Raw genomic sequence first — 19,392 nt, 5'->3', positions numbered from 1 at the left:
CAACGCTGGCAGGCGGGCAGCGGGTTCAGTTCGTGATTTCGAACAAGCCCGCCGCGCCCATGCCGCCACCCACGCACATCGTGACGACCGCGTAGCGCACGCCGCGCCGGCGGCCTTCGATCAGCGCATGCCCTGCCATGCGCGCGCCTGACATGCCGTAGGGGTGGCCAATGGCAATGGCGCCGCCGTTCACGTTCAAGCGGTCGTCCGGAATGCCCAGCTGATCGCGGCAGTACAGCACCTGGCAGGCAAACGCTTCATTCAACTCCCACAAGCCGATATCGTCGATCTTCAGGCCATGGCGCGCCAGCAAGCGCGGCACCGCAAGCACCGGGCCGATGCCCATTTCCTCGGGGCCGCAACCGGCGACCGCCATGCCTCGGTACGTGCCCAACGGCGTAAGTCCGCGCCGGCGCGCCTCGGCCGCGTCCATGATCACGCAGGCCGACGCGCCATCGGACAGCTGCGACGAATTGCCCGCCGTGATGTGTTCCCCGGTCTGAAGCCGCTGGCCGTTCTTGAACACCGGTTGCAGCTTCGCCAGACTTTCCAGCGACGTGTCCGGGCGGTTGCCTTCGTCACGCGCCAGGGTCACGGCTTGCGTGGACGTCTGGCCCGTGGCGCGGTCAGTCACTTGCATCACGGCGGCAAGCGGCACGATCTCGTCATCGAAACGCCCCGCGGCTTGCGCCGCAGCGGTGCGCTGTTGCGAACGCAGCGCGTAGGCGTCTTGCGCGGCGCGCGGAATGCCATAGCGGCTGGCCACGATCTCGGCCGTTTCCAGCATGCTCATGAAAATTTCGGGTTGCTCGCGCATCAACGCATCATCAAACCAGCGGTGGCGGTTCATCGTGTCGTTCTGCACCAGCGAGATGGATTCCAGGCCGCCCGCCACCACGATGTCCATACCTTCCTGCGTGACTTGCCGCGCGGCCGTGGCAATGGCCATCAAGCCGGACGCGCACTGGCGGTCCAGCGTCATGGCGGCCACGTGCGCGGGCAAGCCGGCGCGCAATGCCGCCTGGCGCGCCACGTTCATGTGGGTCGTGCCTTGCTGCAGGGCCGCGCCCAGGATCACATCTTCCACCTCGCCGGGCGCAATGCCCGCGCGCGCCACCGCATGTGAAATCGCGTGGCCGCCCAAGGCAGGCGCGGTGGTGTCGTTGAACGCCCCGCGATAAGCGCGGCCAATCGGCGTGCGCGCGGTGGAAACGATGACGGCTTCTCTCATGATTGGGTCCTGTGACTTAGCGATGCCAGACGGTGTGGCTTTGTTCACGTGCGAATTGGGCGACGTAGTACGGCCCCAGGCCGCCCTTGCCGGTCATGCCTGAACCCTTCCAGCCGCAAAACGTCTGGATGCCCGGCCACGCGCCGGTCGTCGCGCCGCTGGCCCGGTTCACGTACAGCGCGCCGGCTTGGGCGCGATGCAGGAACAGGTCGATCTCGTCCTGCTTTTGCGCGTAGCAGCCCGCCGTCAGGCCGTAGTCGACGTTGTTGCCGTCGTCGATAGCGGCATGCAGATCGGTAAACGGCAGCACGGAGACGAAGGGCAGGAAGAGTTCCTTGCGATTCAAACGGTGATCAGAGGGCAACCCGGCCGCCACCGCAGGACGCACGTAGTGGCCATAGGCCAGTTCGCCCGCGCTCAATCGGCGCCCCCCGGCCAGCAGCCGGCCCGCGGCGCTGACGTCTTCGCACGCCGTGCGGTAGCGCCGCCAGGCGGCTTCATCGATCAGCGGCCCCATGAACACGCTGCGGTCGCGCGGGTCGCCCACGGACACGGCTTCGGTCGCGGCGCACAGCCGTTCCAGGAAGGCGTCGTGCACGGACGTGTGCGCATAGACCTTCGAGCCCGCCGAACACTTTTGCCCCTGCAGCCCAAAGGCCGATCGCACAACGCCTTGCACGGCCACATCCAGATCGGCGCTGGCCGTGACATAGGTGGGGTTCTTGCCGCCCATCTCGGCAATCACGGGCCGCGCATGGCGGCCTTGGGCCACGGTTTGCAGCAAGTCCATGCCCACTTCCAGGCTGCCGGTGAAGGCATAGCCGTCCACATCCGCGTGATGCGCCAGCATCGCGCCGGTCTGTGCGCCACCGAATACGCCATTCACGCAACCCGGCGGCACGCCCGCCGCATCGCAGGCGCTGAGCAGCAGCGCGCCCGTCAAGGCGGCGCGGGGCGACGGTTTGTAGACGACCGCATTGCCCGCCAGCAAGGCCGCGCACACCATGTTCACCGACAAGGCCAAGGGAAAATTGAAGGGCGCAATCACGGCGAAGACGCCATAAGGGCGCAACACATCGTGCGTGCTTTCATTGTCGAAGGCGCGCGCAAGCGGCTGGCGATAGCCGTCGCTGCGTTCGGCCTGATCGCAGTAATAGCGGATCAGGTCCACCGCTTCTTCGGCTTCGCCCAGCGCTTCCATGCGCGACTTGCCGATCTCGATCATCGTCGCCATGGCAAAGTCGTACTTGCGTTCAGACAGCACCATCGCCAAACGGCGCAACACGGCGATGCGCGCCGTCCAGCCCTGCCCGGCCCACGCCGGCTGCGCGTGGCGGGCGCAGGCGATGGCCTGGTCGACGGTGTCTGCGCCCGCGCTGGGAAAGCGGCCGATCAGCAGCCAGTGATCTATCGGCGAATACGATTCCTGCAACGGCTCGCCCGCCACCGCGCGGCCATCGAAGCGATGGCGGTAATCCAGGCCCAGCATGCGCGATTCGAAATCGGGCAGGCGCTGGTCCAGCACGTTGTGCACCGCTGAAAAGTCGGTGTGGATATTCGAGTACGTGACGCGAGGCAGGGTGTGGTCGATCACAGTCGCTCCCGAAGCGGCGTTCAGGCCGAGGCGCGCACCAGCGGTTCCAGCGCGCGCCGCAAGGCCGGCGGCAATTCGACGGGCCGGCTGCTGGCGCGGTCGACATAGGCGTGCGTGTAGCTGCCTTGGGCGGCGGCGCTGTCGTCGTCGCCGCCGAACAGCGCAAATTCATACGTCACGCTGGTGCGGCCCAGGCGGCCCACGCGCAGGCCCAGCACGACACGGTCGGGGAATGACACCGGGCGGAAGTACGACGTCTGGCTGTGCACCACCAGGCCAATCACGTCGCTCTTTTCCAGGTCCAGCACGCCCAGCTCGACGAGTGTCTGGTTGACCGCCGTATCAAAGTACTCGTTGTAGACCACGTTATTCATGTGGCCGTAGACGTCGATATCGCGCAGCCGCGTGGTCATCGGCAGCAAGCGCGAATAGTCGGCGCGCACGTGCGGCGCGGCGCGTTGGGGTTGGGCGTGCTCGCTCATGCGGCCTCCTGTGCGCGCTTCAAGATGCGCGCCACATGCGCCAGGCCTTCGGGCGGTTCGATGGGGCGGGACAGGCTGGCGATCTCGTCAAAATTCGCAGCGATGTTCTCTGGCGTGCGTTCGCCTTCGGGGAAATACATGCCCTCGCTTTCGACGATGGCCAGGCGCGCGTAGGTGCCCGCGCCCGCCAGCAACGCCGTGCGGCTGGGCGCGCCCTCGCCCACCAGGAACAAAGCGGCGGGGGTAACGAACGCCGGGTCCAGCGCCAGCAGCGCATCGGCATCAAACATCTCGGCCGTCATGCGGGTGGCGGCGGTAGGCACCAGTGCGTTGACGTGGATGCCGTGCTTTTGCCCTTCCAGGTGCAGCACGTTCATCAAGCCCACAACGCCCGCCTTCGCCGCACCGTAGTTCGACTGCCCAAAGTTGCCGTACATGCCAGACGTGGAGGTCGTCATCAGGATGCGGCCGTAGCGCTGCTCGCGCATGATCGGCCACACGGCGCGCGCGCAATTCGCCGAGCCCAGCAGGTGCACGTCGATCACGGCGTTGAAGTCATCGGCGCTCATCTTCGCGAAGGTCTTGTCGCGCAGGATGCCGGCGTTGTTGATCAGGATGTCGACGCGGCCCCAGGCGTTCATGGCGCGCGCCACCATGGCGTCCACGTTGGCGCTGTCGCACACGTTGCCGTCGTCAGCAATGGCCTGGCCACCTGCGGCCACGATCTCGTCCACTACGGTTTGTGCGGCGCCGCCAAAGTCGTTGACCACAACCCGGCAGCCGCGCGCGGCCAGTTGCAGCGCATGGCTGCGGCCCAGGCCTTGGCCGGCGCCCGTCACGATGGCGACGCGTTCATCGAAGCGAATGCTCATGGAGTTCATCCTTGAAGAATGGTCATGGTGATCCAGTCGGCCACCAGCGCGGGGCGCGGGGCGCCCTCGATCTCGACGGTGACGGCGTACCGGGTCGTGAATTCTCGCGCGTTGCGCGGCGTGAATTCGCTCAACACGAAGCGGCCCCGCACGCGCGCGCCCACCGGCACTGGCGTCAGGAAGCGGACTTTGTCGAAACCGTAGTTGATGCCGATGGCGCCCTCGAACCCGGGCAGCACTTTCTGGCTCAAGGCCGTCAACAGCGATAGCGACAGGAAGCCATGCGCGATGGGCCCGCCAAAGGCGCTTTCGCGTGCGGCGCGCGCCGGGTCCACATGGATGAACTGGTGGTCATCGGTGGCGTGGGCAAACAGATCCACCTGCGCCTGCGAAATGGTCACCCATTCCGATACGCCGATTTCCTGCGACACCTGATCGGCCAGGGCTTGGGGGCTTGCGGTAGCGTGAACAAGGTCTGTGGTCATGGGCTGCTGGGAGTCGAAAGCGAAGGGATGGCAGGCTGAAATGCTGAAAACATACCGAGTAGTATAAACTTCGATTTTCTGATTTGTACAGCCATTCGGCCACACGGACGAGGCCGCCCCCCACCACGCGTTCAAGCCAGGGGTTCGGCCATGTATCGGCGGGCAATTGGCTAAACTGGCGCTTTGCCGTAACGCATGGATGGAGGAAGGCGCATGAAGGGGGAACCTACGGTGACGGCTGCACGCGATGACGGCATGGGCAACATTGAACTGCTGACCGCGGCGGCTGAATGCTTCATGGAGCAAGGGTTCCACGCATCCAGCATCGACGACGTCGCCCGCCGGCTGGGGGCTACCAAGGGCCGCGTCTACCACTACTACCGGTCCAAGACCGATCTGTTCTTCGACGTGCACCGCGAAGGCATGCGGCGCAACTTCGAAGCCGTGCGCCCGGTCATGAAGGAAAAAGGCACGGCCGCCCACCGGCTGGCGCTGATGCTCAAGCACCACGCGCTGTCGATGATGGAGAACCTGGCGTTTGAGACTGTTGTGGTGCAAGGCGTGCATATGCATCGCCTGGGCGCGACCACCCCGGCCCAGCGCCAGACGCTGGCCGAACTGATGACCATCCGGGATGACTTCGAAGCGCTGTTCAAGCGCGTGGCGTACGAAGGCGTGGAAGATGGGTCGTTGGCTATTGACGACGTTTCCGTTGCGGTGAAGGCGGCGCTGGGCGCCATCAACTGGCTGGCCGTGTGGTATCGCCCGCGCCTGGGCGAAACGCGCGATGACCGCGAGATCCTGGCGGGCAAGGTGGTGCACACCATCATCGCGGGCTTGGGCACGCGCGGCTGAGGGCAACACGGCGCGCTTCTCGTCGAAGCGCGCCGCTTGCCATCGGTTTCAGGCCAGCCGCTCACGACGCAACCGTATCCCCGCCGCGTCACGGTCCCACGTGCCATCGGCCAGCCCCTCGCTGCGCAGCACATGCTTTTGCAGCTTGCCGCTGGCGGTCTTCGGCAGTTCTTCCACCACCCGCACGTAGCGCGGCACCATGTAATGCGGCACGCGTTCGGCCAGCCAGTTCACCAGCGCGCCAGGTTCGATTTCCGCGCCGTCCACCGCCGTCACCACCGCCAGCACTTCGTCTTCGCTATGTTCACTGGGGACCGCCACGGCAACCGCTTCGCGCACGGCAGGGTGCGCGCAGATTTCTCCTTCCAGCTCGAACGACGAGATGTTCTCGCCCCGCCGGCGGATGACGTCTTTCAGACGGTCCACAAAAAAGAACGTGCCGTCTTCGTCGCGCCGGAACGCGTCGCCCGTGTGGAACCAGCCGTTGCGCATGGACGCAGCGGTGGCCTCGGGGTTGCGGTAGTAGCCCGAGAACAGCGCCCAGGGCCGATGCGAGCGGATCAGCAGTTCGCCCACCTGGCCGTCTGGCACCGCGCGGTCTTGCGCGTCGCCCACGCGCAGTTCAAACCAGGGGCGGGGCTTGCCGCAGCGCCCGGCTTCGGTGAGCCCGGGGCCCGCGCTTAACGGACTGGCGATTTCGGTCATGTTGTAGACCGTGTACAAGTCCACGCCAAAGCGCGTCTTGAACGCCGGCGCGTCTTCGCCGAAGGGCACGATGAACGCCTTCTTCAAGGTGTGCTCGTGGTCGCGCGGCGATGGCGGCTGCTTGAGCAAAAAATTCGCCATCACGCCCAGCAGCAGGACGACCGTGCTCTCGGTGTCGCGGATGGCGTCCCAGAATTCGGCCGTGCGGAACTCCGGCACCATGGCGATCGACCCGCCATAGGCCAGCATCGCATACACGTACAGCGTGCTGCCGCAATGGAAGATAGGGCCCGCGATCATGCAGCGGTCATCCGGCGTGATGCAGTCAAACGCGTCCGGCCCCATGGTGTAGATCTGCACGTATGACGTGACGACGCCCTTGGACAGCCCGGTGGTGCCGGACGTGTACATGATGGATTGGGTATCCCAGGGTTCGATGGGCGTTTCGGTGGCCAACAAGTCCGCCCCCGGTTCGCCCGATGCATCCACCAGCGCGGCAAACGAAACGCCCGCGGGCGCCGCAGGGGGAGCTTCCCCTTCACCCGTCAGCAGCACGCGGCTAAGCGCCCCCGGCGACAGATCCTGCAAACGCCCGACCAGCGCGCGGTGCGCGAGCATCAGCTGCGCCTGCGCGTTGTCCAGCACATGTTCCAGCGGCCGGCCGCGCAAAGCGGTGTTCAGCGGCACATACACCGCGCCCAGGTAATTGATGGCGAACCAGTTGGTCAGCAGCTCTGGGCCGTTGCCCATCCAGCACAGCACGCGGTCGCCCTGCTTGACGCCTTCGCGACGCAGCGTGGCCGCGCGGCGGCGAACCTGCGCCAGCGTTTGGGCATAGGTCCAAGTAGGTCCCCCATGGAAACGGACAAAGATTCTGTCCGGTATCTTTTTCGCCTGGCTTTCCAGCAGATAGCGCAACACGCACGCCTGGCGGTCGGGAACGGCCGCCCGAGCCTCGTCGTTCATCAACTGTCTCCTCGCTTTGTTATTTCGCTTATTTTTCATGACTTTTCCGCCGCCATCCAGCGCGGGCAGATGCGGACTTACCCGCACACCCCCTGCCAGACGCCCCGCGGAGTCTTGCGACTTTCAACATACTTGGTAGTATATCCACGAAACAAACCTGAAGGACAGCGGATGAGCATGGTTTCAATCGAGCGCGATGACGGCGTGGCGGTGGTGCGTTACGACCGCGGCGGCAAGGCGAACGCGCTGAATCTGGCGGCTATCGAAGCGTTGATCGACGCCGCGCACGAACTGGCGCGCGATGACCGCATCCGCGCCGTGGTGCTGACAGGCACGCCCGCCATCTTCAGCGCGGGCATCGACCTGAAAGACCCTGCGCTCTGGCAGCAGGGCGACCCCTTGGCCACGCAACGCGCGCTGGCGCGTGGCGAAGCGCTGTGCCGCGCCTGGAGCGAACTGCCGCAGGTGACCATCGCCGCCATCGAGGGCGCGGCGGTGGGCGGTGGTGCGGTGCTGGCGCTGGCGTGCGACTGGCGCGTGCTGGGCGCCGATGCGTTTCTGCGTTTGCCGGAAGTGCGCCTGGGGCTGCCGCTAGCCTGGGGCGGGCTGCCGCGCCTGGCCAGCCTGGTCGGCCCGGCACGCGCGAAGCGGGCGCTGTTCACGGACTTGCAGCTGGATGCCGCCACGGCTGAAGCCTGGGGCCTGGCTGACGGCGTCGCCCCCAAAGGCGAAGTCGTTCACGCCGCGACGGCACTGGCGCGGGATGCCGCCGCCTGCCCGACGCTGGCGTTGCGCCTGACCAAGCGCGCCATCGACGCGCAATTCGACGCGAGCCCACACGCGCACGCGCAGACCGATCAATTCCTGTTGTGCCATTTGCTGTCCCCCGCTGCGGCGGTGTAGCGCCACCTTGTAGCTCCCACTTTTAGATACGCCATTCAGACCCGATCAAAACGGGCACCCATCCTGGAGGAAAGACATGAAACCACTGCTTAGCGCCCTGCTTGTGGCCGGCGCCTTCGCGCTGCCGGCTGCGCACGCGCAATCCGACAAGCCCATCCGCATCGGTGTTCTGACCGACCTGTCCGGCATGAACGCCGACCTGTCTGGCCCGGGCTCGGTGGAAGCCGCCCGCATGGCGGTGGAGGACTTCGGGCCAACCGTACTGGGCCGCAAGATCGAAGTCATCGTCAGCGATCACCAGAACAAAGCGGACGTGGGTTCGGCCACCGCGCGCCGCTGGATCGACCAGGACAACGTGAAGGCCATCGTGGATGTGCCGACGTCTTCCGTCGCGCTGGCCGTGCAAGAGATCACGCGCACCGCCAACATCGCGTTCCTGGCGTCCACCGCCGGCACGTCGGACCTGACGGGCAAGGCGTGTTCGGCGTCAACCGCGCAATGGACCTACGACACCTACGCACTGGCCAACGGCACCGGCCGTGCGCTGACCGAATCCGGCATCAAGAAGTGGTACTTCCTGACGGCCGACTACGCGTTCGGCCACGCCTTGCAGGCCGACACGGAAAACGCCGTGAAGCAAGCGGGCGGGCAGACCTTGGGCGCCGTCAAACACCCCCGCGCCTCGAACGATTTTTCGTCGTTCCTGCTGCAAGCCCAGGCCTCAAAAGCCGAGATCGTGGCGCTGGCCAATTCGTCGGGCGACACCACCATGGCGATCAAGCAAGCCAATGAATTCGGCCTGATCAAAGGCGGCCAGAAGCTGGCCGGCCTGCTGATGTTCATTACGGATGTCGATGGCGTGGGGCTGGACCAGGCGCAAGGCTTGGTGCTGACGACCGGCTTTTACTGGGACATGGACGACCGCACGCGCGACTGGAGCAAGCGCTACGCCGAACGCATGAAGGGCCGCGTGCCGACGATGGCGCAAGCCGGCGTGTATTCGTCGGTGCTGACCTTTCTGAAGGGCGTGAAGGAAAGCGGCAAGCTGGAAGGCGATGCGGTGATGAAGCAGATTCGCGACATGAAGATCGACGACATGTTCGCGCGTAATGCCTATCTGCGCGAAGATGGCCGGCTGGTGCACGATATGTACCTGGTCGAAGTGAAGAAGCCGTCGGAATCCAAAGCGCGCTGGGACTACTACAAGATTCTGCGCACCATCCCCGGCGACAACGCGTTCCGCCCGCTGAACCAGGGCGGCTGCCCGCTGGTGGCTGCGAAGTAACCTTTCACTCGCGCGCCCAACGCTAGAGGCTGCGAAGCAACCTTTCGCTCGCGCGCCCAACGCTGGTGGCTGCGAAGTAACCTTTCGCTCGCGCACCCAACGCTAGAGGCTGCGAAGTAGCCTTTCGCTCGCGCGCCCAACAAAAGGCCGGCTCGTGCAAACGGTGTCGGCCTTTTGCTTGGCGCGCACCATCGCTTGGCGCCGTGCGCGCCGCGTCCTTCGCCCTTAATCTAATCGTCAAATCTTCCACGCATTCAGCTGACTGTCATTAACCTTTCATTTGCGACTTCTAGCATTGCTCGTCCCTTCAAGGCACAGCCCCCAAGCCAGGAATCCAAATGAGCAAATCCATTTCCGACAAGACCGTCCGCAACCCCAGCCAGAACAGCCCGTTCAGCGACATTCTGGAAAAGAACATGTCGCGCCGCATGGTGATGCGTGGCGGTCTGGCGGCCGCCTTCGCCACCATGACGACACTGGGCCTGGCGGGCTGTAACAGCAGCGACGACGATGACGACATCTCGGGCGGCGACACGCCGCCGACGCAACCGCCTGAAGTGCCCGGTGGCGGCACCGAGCCGCCCGCCGCGCTGAAGCTGGGTTTCGAATCGCTGCCCAACTCGATGACCGACGGCTGCGTCGTGCCCAACGGCTACGTCGCCCACGTGTTCGCGCCTTGGGGCACGCCGCTGAACGACAACGCCCTGCCCTGGGACCAGAACGGCAACAACTCGTCGAACGACCTGCTCAACTCGATGGGCATGCATCACGACGGCATGCACTTCTTCCCGATTGAAGGCAGCTCCACCGAAGGCCTGCTCGCCATCAACCACGAATACATCGACCCGGCTGCGCTGCACCCGAACGGCCCGACCGCGGTTGCCGGCAAGCGCCCCGCCGAAGAAGTGCGCAAGGAAATCAACGCGCACGGCGTGGCCATCGTCCACGTGCGCCGCGAGAACGGCCGCTGGAACATCGTCAACAATTCGCGCTTCAACCGCCGCTTCACGTCGGCCACCGCCATGAAAATTGCCGGCCCCATCGCCGGCACCGACTGGGTCAAGACGCCGTTCTCGCCCAACGGCACGCAAGTGCGCGGCACCAACAACAACTGCGGCAACGGCTACACGCCATGGGGCACCTACATTACCGCCGAAGAAAACTGGGCGGCCTGCTTCGTGAACACCGGCACGCGCCCTGCGCACCAGCTCCGCGTGGGCGTGTCCGCAGGCCCCGCCGGCCGCTACCAATGGGAAACCGCGCAAGGCGATCCGTCGGAAGTGCTGGGCGAATTCGCGCGTTTCAATGTCACGGAAACGGGCGCCAGCGCCACGCAAGACTGGCGCAATGAAGTCAACGGCTTCGGCTACCTGGTTGAGATCGACCCCCACGACCCCGCCAGCATCGCCACCAAGCGCACGTCGATGGGCCGCTTCGCCCACGAAGGCTGCGCCTACAGCAAGCCCGAAGCCGGCAAGCCGCTGGCCTTCTACAGCGGCGACGATTCGCGCTTTGAATACATCTACCGTTTCGTGTCCGAAGCCGTGTGGGACCCGAAGGACGCCGAGCGCACCGACCGCCTGGCCGTGGGCGCCAAGTACCTGGACAAGGGCACGCTCTACGTTGCGCGCTTCAACGAAGACGGCACGGGCGAATGGCTGCCGTTGATTGGCGCCACCAAGGGCACGGGCGGACGCACGCTGGCCGATGAATTCGGCAGCCTGGACGCCATCCTGATCAACACGCGCGGCGCCGCCGACTTCGTGGGCGCCACCCCGATGGACCGCCCCGAGTGGACGGCCACGCACCCGACCAACGGCGACATCTATCTGACGCTGACGAACAACAGCAGCCGCAACGCCACCAGCGGCACCAACCCGCCCAACCCGCGCCTGAACAACGTCAACGGCCACATCATCCGCTGGCACGACGAAGCCGGCTCGACCCAATTCGAGTGGGACATCTTCGTCTTCGGTTCGAATGCCGCCGCCAACGCCGACACCAACCGCTCGGGCCTGACCACGCTGAACCAGCTGGCCAGCCCCGACGGCCTGGGCTTCGACCCCCGCGGCATCCTGTGGATTCAAACCGACAACGGCATTGATGGCGGCCGCAACAACGACGTGGCCCGCGCCACCAACGACCAGATGCTGGCCGTGATCCCCGGATCGCTGGCCGACAGCACCGGCACCGGCCCGGCCATCAACGCGTCCAACCAGGCCGACCTGCGCCGCTTCTTCGTTGGCCCCAACGAAGCCGAAGTTACCGGTTTCGCCTTCACGCCGGACTACACCAGCATCTTCCTGAACATCCAGCACCCGGTGAACTGGCCGGCGTACGGCACGGATGACGCCACCGTTGCAAGCACGGGCACCGTTCGCCCGCGTTCATCCACGGTGGTGATCCAGCGCGCCGATGGCGGGCCGATCGGGGTGTAACCCACACGGCCACCGTTCAGAAAGAGAAGCCGCCGCAAGGCGGCTTCTCTTTGGACGCGGCGCCGGGGGTTCCGCTGCGATCCGCCGCGATCTGTGCCACGCGATTCGAACCGGGCCAGCCGCCTGGCGCCGGGGTCACACGCCACCGTGGTAACGCACCACCGTGTATCGTTCGCCTATCCGTTTTCCTGACATCTACATCCCCTATGACTCCAGACCAACAACTCCTGCACGCGGCAAGCAAGAACGACACCGCGGCCATCGAACAGGCGCTGGCGCTGGGCGCGTCCGTGAACACCCGCAACGACTTCGGCGGCACCGCGCTGTTCTGCGCCGCCACAGACGGCGCGGCCGATGCCGCCCGCGTCCTGCTCGCGCACGGCGCCAGCCTATCCAGCCGCGCCGGCCACGGGCTGACCGCCCTGCATCAAGCGGCAAGCTGGGACCGCGAAGCCGTGGTCGCCTTGCTGCTGGAGGCAGGCGCCGACGTCGACGCCGTCATGGATGACGGGGGCACGCCCTTGATGGCTGCCGCGGCGCGCGGCAATCTGAAGATCGCGCAACTGCTGCTCGCCCATGGCGCCCAAGCAGACCTGCGTGACAACGAAGGCTGGAACGCCTGGGCCTGGGCTACCGAAAAAGGCGCCGAAGAACTTGCCGATCTTCTGGAAGAGGCAGGCGCCGAACCTGCGTTTCCGGGGGAGTAAACGGAAAGCCGGCGCCTTGGATCGACATGCAGATATTTACATTCGAGGCGAACAAAAGCTGATCCGTTTTTGAATCTCGGGGGCATGAGGGGTAAGCACTTATTCGGTACAATGGCATATCCCATACGTATATCCCCAGGAGATCAACATGGAACAAGGCTCCATCTTCAAGAGCAATCGCAGCCAGGCCGTGCGGCTGCCTAAAGCAGCCGCTTTTCCTGACGACGTCACGCGCGTGGATATTGTGACGGTCGGCCGCGCGCGACTCTTGGTCCCCGCTGGGGAATCCTGGGACACCTGGTTTGCCGGCGATTCAGTGACGCCGGACTTTTCTAATGATCGCGATCAACCCGCAGATCAAAGGCGCGAGGACTTGTAATGCTCAAGTTCATGCTCGACACGAACATCTGCATCTTCACTATCAAGAACAAGCCAGACGTGGTTCGGCAGGCATTCAACCAACGACACGCGCAACTCTGCGTCAGCGCAATTACTGCGATGGAACTCGCCTATGGCGCCGAAAAATCGGCAGCTGTTGCACGCAATCAAGCCGTTGTTGAGGGCTTTCTGGCGCGACTGGATGTTCTTGACTATGACTTGGCCGCAGCAGACAGCACGGGGCAACTACGCGCAGAGCTGGCCCGAGCAGGGACTCCTATCGGACCTTATGACGCAATGATTGCCGGGCACGCGCGTTCTCGGGGTTTGATTCTTGTCACGAACAACACGCGTGAGTTCGCTCGCGTGCCAGGGCTGCGTCTGGAAGATTGGACCTGACATCGAACCATTAACCCGTAGCCTTCGCATTTTCTTTGTATTAATCGCGCATGATTAAACAGTCCGATTGAATATCAATCAGATAATCTCTAAATAATAAATTTCGTCGAAATTGATTTAAAAAAAGATAATCTTCGTTGACCGCCACCCATCGATTAAGTAATCTTCAAATGTGAGTTAAAGCTCACTATATTTACAAAGCTACCCTCATCCTTAGTACGATTAGGAGCTCGACCATGAAGAAGCAGCTTTTGATGATTGGCCTTATCGGTTCGATGGCCTTTTCGGGGGCCAGCATTGCGGCCGATGCAAAGAAGCCACTCGCCTTGTGGGATTGCCAGGATTTCCTGGGCGTCCAAGAAAGCTATCGGCCCATCGTCGTCAGCTACGCTGAAGCCCTCAACCACAAGGGCAAGCCCGAAGACGCCGTTCTCAATGTCGAAGGCATCACCACCAAGACCCCGCTTTTGGTTAAGCACTGCACTGAAAATCCGAAAATCAAACTGCGCGACGCACTCGTCGGCATGAATAAGCAGTAATCGCTACGGGCCTCACCTGGAACTTGCGTGACAGGTGGGGCCAAACCTCTCTGCATAGGCCGCTCTTGCGGTCTTTTTTGTGCGCTTAAGCGCGGATGACCAATCGACGCCCCTGCATTGCGTGCAACGCCGCACACACCACAACCGCCACGCCGCACATCAACAGGAAATAGAACAACGCAGGGTCAGATCCCCCCGCTTTTCCTGACAAGTCGCGAAATTTCGCCACCACGGTAATGCCCAGCAACTGGCCGAACTGTTTGGATAGCGTTGCAATGGAAGAGGCATCCCCGGATCGCTCCGCCGGGAAGATGCTCATGATGACTGCCGTGACCGAGGCATTGGCAAAGCCGTAGCAAAGGCCGGCAAACGCAAGTGCGGATATCGCCCAAGGAAGCGACGCATTGCGCTCGGCGATGTAGGCCACGCTTCCTAAGCCAAGGATCGAAAGTCCGGCGAGCAAGAAGGTCAGGTTGGATCTTTTGGAGGCGAGCAACGGCTCCGTGATGAAGCACGCGAGAAAGCCGGCCGCCGCCATCGGCAGGCAGCCCAGTCCAAATACCAACCCGCTTTGGCGCAAGTCGACCTGAATGAAATAGGATGCCCACAGCATCGAACCGACGATAGCCGCGAACGTGAACACGCCCACGCATACCTGCGGCGCCATCGCAAACCCACGCATCCACGTGTCTGGCCGCAACGCGGCTTCGCGTTTGACAAGCAGCCAGAGGATGAGCGCGGCGGCCAGCGCATAGCAAAGCATGGCCCAGTCATACTGGCCTACAAAATACGCAACCGCCGCAAGCATGGCGGCCACCGCCAGCTCACCCAGAATCGAAGGCTTGCGTGCCGTGCTTTGCGGCGCGGCCTTCTCACGAATCCGGAAGCCGACAAAGACGATGGGAATCGTGGCAAGCGCGGTCACCCAGAAGATGGACCGCCAGCCCCAGGCATCCAACAGCATGCCGCCCAACACGGGTGACAGGCCAAAGCCCGCCATCCCGGCGGCGGACCAGATACTCATTGCCGCCGCTAATTTGCTGGGCGGCGTGTGAGAGCGCAACAGCACGAGCGCGGATGGCGACAATAACGCGGCGAATGCGCCTTGAACAAAGCGCAGGCCGATCAGTAGCGCTTCCGAGCTGACCAGCGAACAAAAGATTGACGTGACGGCGAACCCCGTCATGCTCAACAGGAAAATCCGGCGTGCGCCAAGGCGGTCGCACAGCGCGCCGCCGGGCCGCAAACCGGCAATCCGCGCCAACAGATAGCCCGAGATAATCCACTGCACTTGCGCGGCGGTGAAGTGCAGGTCAGCAGCGATATGCGGCAGCGCGAGGCTCACCGCCCCGCCCATTGACGCGCCAACATACGTCGCCGCCGCAGCGCCGGCGACCACCAGTTTCTCGCTGGCGCTTAACCGAGGGGTGGGCGGCGTTTGGGTCATCGGCGTCCTTGATCACCCACGGCGGTCAGGTCATGCGGCATACAGGTTGTATCCCATCGCCTTCGCCACAGCCGCCACCATCAGTTGCCCCCTGACGCTGTTGCCCACGGGGTCCAAAGGCGGCGAGAACGCAGCGATTCCCATCTTGCCTGGCACAACGGCAAGAATGCCGCCCCCAACGCCACTCTTTGCCGGCAGGCCAACCGTATAGGCCCAATCGCCAGAGCTGCCGTACATGCCTTCCATGGTCATTTCCGCCAGAAGAAATGGGGCATTGGCCGCCGTAAGAACACGTTCTTTGGTGATGGGATTGACGCCCTTGCCAGCAATCGTGGCGCCCATCGTCGCCAGCTGCACGGTGGATACCAGCGTTGAGCACTGACGCGTATAGACGTCGCACGCCTCCATGGGGTCGCAGTACATGGCGTCGGCCGAGAACAGCAGCCAGGCAATCGCGCGATTGTGGAAATTCGTGCTTTGCTCGGATTGGTTGACGTCGTGCGACATCTCGAGCTTTGCGCCGGCAAGCCGCGACTGCATGTCGAGGATGCGCGTCCAGCGTTCTTCAACGGAACTTGCCTTGATGACGCTAGTCGTCGACATCGCGCCGGCGTTGACCAACGGAGACAAAGGCTTGTCGCCATGCAATTCCAATGCAATGACTGAATTGAACGGTAGCCCGGTAGGGTCCGCGCCTATCTTTTCCTGTACCGCGTCCGGCCCCACATCCTCCAAGGCCAGCGCCAGCGTGCAGACTTTGGAAATTGACTCGATGGCGAACGGATAGTCCGTGTCGCCAGCGGCGAAGACGTCGCCGTCGACGGTCACGACCACAACGCCTGACAGGTCGGACGGCACCTTTGCCAGGTAGGGAATGTAGTCAGCGTTGGCGCCACCCGGCGCCGCATGATGTTGAGCGTAGGCAGCATCAACCGCCGCCTTCAGCGTATTGAGATCAATAGCCATGAGAATCTCCGGCGATAACCGGGAAATCCGTTGAGCGGATTTCCCGGATTCGCTTATCAGGATCTGGAGGAAGGCGAGGTGGCCGAGCCGCTTGCCGCAGGCGAAGCGCTGCTTGTAGCCACGGGCGTACCCGTCACCGTTGTGCTGGGTACGGCCTGTTTTGCCTGCCAGGTGAACGGCGCAAAATCACTGTCCTCATCACGCCAGCCGGGCTTGCGCACCATGTAGATCAAGAACGGAATGATGCAGAAGAAGACGGTCAAGCCCACCAGTATTTCAACGTACGTCGAGGGGCTGCCCACGGAGATCTGACTGGGCGGAATGAAGCTGAAGACGAACGCCAGCAACGAACCGACGAATCCGGCGCCACCGATGATGTACATGCCCATGTCCCCGCCCGGTATGCGGTAAGGCCGCGGACGGTCGGGCTGGCTGCGGCGCAGATAAATTGCCGCGGAGAACATCAACAGGTACATCACCAGATAGAGGATGACCGTCAGCTGGCTCAGCATCTGGTACACCGCCTGCACCGAAGGCAGCACCACGAACAGCGTCGCCAACAGGCTCACGATGACCGCTTGAAGCAACAGGATGTGCGTGGCCATGCCGTGCGCATTGGTGTGCTGCCACCACCGCGGCAAGTAGCCCGCCTTGGCCACCACCAACAAGCCGGACGATGGGCCAGCCACCCAGGTCACCACACCCGCAAGCACCCCAATGGCCAAGGCCACGGCGACGACGGGTCCCAGCCAGGCCACGCCAGCCCACTTGAACATGTCGTTGTAGGCCACCAGCAGACTCTGTGTCAGGTTGATGTCTGATTGAGGGATGACAAACGCAATCGCCAGCGTACCCAACACGAAGATCAGCACCGTGCCTACCGCCGACAGCATGATGGCGATGGGGTAGTTGCGTTTCGGGTTATCGACTTCCTGGACGTGGATGGCGTTCATTTCCATGCCGGCATAGAACAGGAAGATGCTTGCCGCCAGCACGATGTTGTCAAAGTTGGTGAAGTCGGGAATCACCTCACCCCAAGACAACTTGATTTGCGGCGTGTTGCCCGCAAACAGATACGAGAACCCCAGCACGATGAGGATAATCGCCGGAATGATGGTGCCGACTATCCCCCCCCACTTGGAGACCTTTGCAAAGGTCTCCACGCCACGGAACGCAATGAATGTGGCTAGCCAATAGATGCCGAGCACGATGGCCAGGATGAAGTACTTGTTGGCGGACAGTGCTTCATCCCATCGCTGGTCGGGCCCGATGAACGCCAGCGATACCGCCCCGAACGTGAGCGCGGTAGGAAACCAGACGGTGACCTCGACCCACAACATGAACATGGCGAGGAAGGCCAGGCGTGGCCCGAAGGCCTCGCCCACCCAGCGGAAGATCCCGCCTTTCTCGGACCATCCCGTTGCCAGTTCAGCTGCAACCAGCGAGACGGGAATCAGGAAAAATACCGCAGCAAAGAGGTAGTAGAAGATGGAGCTCAAACCGTATTCGGCTTCTGCCGGCAAACCACGCAGGCTGACCACCGCGACGATGTTCATGATCGCGACGGTGCCGATTCCGAGTTTTTTGAGCGAAGGCTTGCTCACCGCTTTGTTTGGAAGCGAGTCAGGCATAGATCATTCCCCCAGAATGGAGATCTATTGACGATCGGATGGGAAAGCGTCAGACCACGTTCAGGTGTGGTTGAACCCTTCTTCACTGGCGACGCCGTGCAAGGACGGGTGCTCAGCCAGATAGGCCAGTGCGCCCTTCATGTCCTCGATCAGCAACGCTGCGAAATCCATCTCGAACCCGCGCCGGCACATGATGCGCATCACGACGGTGTCAGACATCTTCCCGTTCAGTGCGAATGCCGGCACTTGCCATCCCCGAAGCCGTAAGCGCTCGGACAAGTCGTACAGCGTGTACCCGATCTTTGCGCCTTCCTTGATCTTGAAGCACACAGCGGGAATGCCCTCTTTCGGATCGCCGCTGCAGATCATCTCGTAAGGCCCCAGCTTGGCGACTTCTTGCGCGATGTAAGACGCGACCTGATAAAGCGCGGTCTGCACTTTGGTATAGCCTTCACGGCCCAGGCGCAGAAATTCGTAGTACTGGGCAATGACTTGCCCCGCAGGCCGGGAAAAGTTGATGGCGAAGGTGCCCACCTGCCCGCCCAGGTAGTCCACGTTGAACACAAGTTCGTTGGGCAGCGCCGCGGCGTCGCGCCAGATGACCCAGCCGCAGCCTAGCGGCGCCAGGCCGAACTTGTGACCCGATGAGCTGATGGATTTCACGCGGGGCAGGCGGAAGTCCCAAACGATTTCAGGCGCGACAAACGGTGCAAGAAAGCCGCCGCTTGCGGCGTCGATATGCATGTCGATGTCCCAGCCCTTGTCCTTGTGCAGCTTGTCCAGCGCCTCGTGCAGGGCCAGCGGAAACTCGTAGTTGCCGGTGTACGTCACGCCGAACGTGGGCACGACGCCAATGGTGTTTTCGTCGCAGGCGGCGATCATGCGCTCGGGGTCCATGAACAGCTTGCCGGGCTCCATCGGGATTTCGCGGATCTCGACATCCCAGTAGCGCGCAAATTTGTGCCAACACACTTGCACGGGACCACAAACAAAATTGGGCTTGTCGGTAGGCTTGCCGGCGGCCTGCATACGCTTGCGCCAGCGCCACTTCATGGCCATTCCGCCCAGCATGCATGCCTCGGACGAACCAATGGTGTTGGTGCCGACCGCCTGGCCGTTCGCGGGCGTCGGGGCATTCCAGAGGTCCGCCATCATGTTCACGCAGCGCAAATCGATGGCGGCCGACTGCGGATATTCTTCCTTGTCGATCCAGTTTTTGTTGATCGACAGATCCATCAGCTTGTGGACGTTTTCATCGTCCCAAGTCTGGCAAAAAGTCGCCAGATTCTGACGTGCATTTCCGTCAAGATACAGTTCGTCGGTGATGATCTGGTATGCAACGTCTTCCCGCATCTGGCCTTTGGGAAAGACCTTTGATTCCGCGACGTGCCCCATGACTTCCGAGCCAAAACGGGAATCGAGGGAATCGGACAGGCCCGGAACGGGCGGCTTATCTTGCATGGTCTACCTCTCTTGCGATCTTCGTTGAAACAAGCACTAAACAGTGCA

At 63.1% G+C, this 19,392-nt stretch carries 18 protein-coding genes; 8 read left to right on the top strand and 10 right to left on the bottom strand.

What is annotated here, in order from left to right; translation table 11 throughout:
- Positions 1-25: 25 nt before the first annotated feature.
- The 5 genes from AC1DB0_RS20880 to AC1DB0_RS20860 are packed head-to-tail and all read right to left on the bottom strand — an operon-like array spanning position 26 to position 4,664.
- Positions 26-1,231, bottom strand: coding sequence for an acetyl-CoA C-acyltransferase (locus tag AC1DB0_RS20880; protein ID WP_054426950.1), 1,206 nt, complete (start codon positions 1,229-1,231; stop codon positions 26-28).
- A 16-nt stretch (positions 1,232-1,247) separates the two neighbouring features.
- A complete protein-coding gene (locus AC1DB0_RS20875) occupies positions 1,248-2,825 on the bottom strand; it encodes an aldehyde dehydrogenase family protein (protein WP_476757546.1) in 1,578 nt (525 codons plus the stop codon).
- 20 nt (positions 2,826-2,845) lie between these two features.
- On the bottom strand, positions 2,846-3,307 hold the full coding sequence (locus AC1DB0_RS20870) for an acyl-CoA thioesterase (protein ID WP_476757545.1): 462 nt from the start codon (positions 3,305-3,307) through the stop codon (positions 2,846-2,848).
- Positions 3,304-4,179: an SDR family NAD(P)-dependent oxidoreductase gene (locus tag AC1DB0_RS20865; protein ID WP_476757544.1), complete on the bottom strand. Its 876-nt coding sequence runs from the start codon at positions 4,177-4,179 to the stop codon at positions 3,304-3,306. The genes AC1DB0_RS20870 and AC1DB0_RS20865 overlap by 4 nt, the downstream gene beginning before the upstream one ends.
- Before the next feature lie 5 nt (positions 4,180-4,184).
- Positions 4,185-4,664: a MaoC family dehydratase gene (locus tag AC1DB0_RS20860; RefSeq protein WP_476757543.1), complete on the bottom strand. Its 480-nt coding sequence runs from the start codon at positions 4,662-4,664 to the stop codon at positions 4,185-4,187.
- 213 nt (positions 4,665-4,877) lie between these two features.
- Here AC1DB0_RS20860 and AC1DB0_RS20855 point away from each other — a divergent pair, with 213 nt between their 5' ends.
- A complete protein-coding gene (locus AC1DB0_RS20855) occupies positions 4,878-5,519 on the top strand; it encodes a TetR/AcrR family transcriptional regulator (RefSeq protein ID WP_054426947.1) in 642 nt (213 codons plus the stop codon).
- Between the two features lie 48 nt (positions 5,520-5,567).
- Here the strand turns inward: AC1DB0_RS20855 and AC1DB0_RS20850 are convergent, their stop codons facing one another.
- The gene (locus AC1DB0_RS20850; RefSeq protein WP_346552886.1) at positions 5,568-7,190 is read right to left on the bottom strand and encodes an AMP-binding protein; all 1,623 of its coding nucleotides are present in this window, start codon (positions 7,188-7,190) and stop codon (positions 5,568-5,570) included.
- Between the two features lie 171 nt (positions 7,191-7,361).
- Here AC1DB0_RS20850 and AC1DB0_RS20845 point away from each other — a divergent pair, with 171 nt between their 5' ends.
- The 7 genes from AC1DB0_RS20845 to hdeA all read left to right on the top strand — a co-directional run bounded on the left by AC1DB0_RS20845 (position 7,362) and on the right by hdeA (position 13,839).
- Positions 7,362-8,093 carry an enoyl-CoA hydratase/isomerase family protein gene (locus AC1DB0_RS20845; protein WP_441372245.1) on the top strand — a complete coding sequence of 244 codons (732 nt, stop codon included), beginning with the start codon at positions 7,362-7,364 and terminating at the stop codon, positions 8,091-8,093.
- A gap of 76 nt (positions 8,094-8,169) precedes the next feature.
- Positions 8,170-9,378, top strand: coding sequence for an ABC transporter substrate-binding protein (locus AC1DB0_RS20840; RefSeq protein ID WP_476757542.1), 1,209 nt, complete (start codon positions 8,170-8,172; stop codon positions 9,376-9,378).
- A gap of 338 nt (positions 9,379-9,716) precedes the next feature.
- Complete coding sequence (locus AC1DB0_RS20835) at positions 9,717-11,816, top strand: PhoX family protein (RefSeq protein WP_476757541.1); 2,100 nt, start codon at positions 9,717-9,719, stop codon at positions 11,814-11,816.
- Between the two features lie 206 nt (positions 11,817-12,022).
- Complete coding sequence (locus AC1DB0_RS20830; RefSeq protein WP_054426939.1) at positions 12,023-12,523, top strand: ankyrin repeat domain-containing protein; 501 nt, start codon at positions 12,023-12,025, stop codon at positions 12,521-12,523.
- A 148-nt stretch (positions 12,524-12,671) separates the two neighbouring features.
- A complete protein-coding gene (gene vapB, locus AC1DB0_RS20825) occupies positions 12,672-12,902 on the top strand; it encodes a type II toxin-antitoxin system VapB family antitoxin (RefSeq protein ID WP_175171608.1) in 231 nt (76 codons plus the stop codon).
- Positions 12,902-13,300: a type II toxin-antitoxin system tRNA(fMet)-specific endonuclease VapC gene (gene vapC / locus AC1DB0_RS20820; RefSeq protein WP_175171609.1), complete on the top strand. Its 399-nt coding sequence runs from the start codon at positions 12,902-12,904 to the stop codon at positions 13,298-13,300. The genes vapB and vapC overlap by 1 nt, the downstream gene beginning before the upstream one ends.
- Positions 13,301-13,536: 236 nt before the next feature.
- Positions 13,537-13,839 carry an acid-activated periplasmic chaperone HdeA gene (gene hdeA, locus AC1DB0_RS20815; protein WP_175172199.1) on the top strand — a complete coding sequence of 101 codons (303 nt, stop codon included), beginning with the start codon at positions 13,537-13,539 and terminating at the stop codon, positions 13,837-13,839.
- 85 nt (positions 13,840-13,924) lie between these two features.
- On the opposite strand, the gene AC1DB0_RS20810 is transcribed toward hdeA, so the two are convergent.
- From AC1DB0_RS20810 to gad, 4 genes are read right to left on the bottom strand one after another with little or no spacing between them, the layout of a single operon-like run.
- The gene (locus AC1DB0_RS20810) at positions 13,925-15,286 is read right to left on the bottom strand and encodes an MFS transporter (RefSeq protein WP_476757540.1); all 1,362 of its coding nucleotides are present in this window, start codon (positions 15,284-15,286) and stop codon (positions 13,925-13,927) included.
- A 30-nt stretch (positions 15,287-15,316) separates the two neighbouring features.
- Positions 15,317-16,252, bottom strand: coding sequence for a glutaminase A (glsA, locus tag AC1DB0_RS20805; protein WP_427948021.1), 936 nt, complete (start codon positions 16,250-16,252; stop codon positions 15,317-15,319).
- Positions 16,253-16,308: 56 nt separating this feature from the next.
- Positions 16,309-17,883, bottom strand: coding sequence for a glutamine/gamma-aminobutyrate antiporter GadC (gadC, locus tag AC1DB0_RS20800; RefSeq protein ID WP_476757539.1), 1,575 nt, complete (start codon positions 17,881-17,883; stop codon positions 16,309-16,311).
- A gap of 60 nt (positions 17,884-17,943) precedes the next feature.
- Entirely contained in the window at positions 17,944-19,344 is a 1,401-nt protein-coding gene (gad, locus tag AC1DB0_RS20795; protein WP_342067088.1) for a glutamate decarboxylase, read from the bottom strand.
- Positions 19,345-19,392: the final 48 nt, after the last annotated feature.

It is taken from the genome of Achromobacter sp. 10T422 (assembly GCF_056394065.1).
Note: the sequence above shows the minus strand (reverse complement) of the source record. Positions and strands in the feature narration are given on the sequence as shown.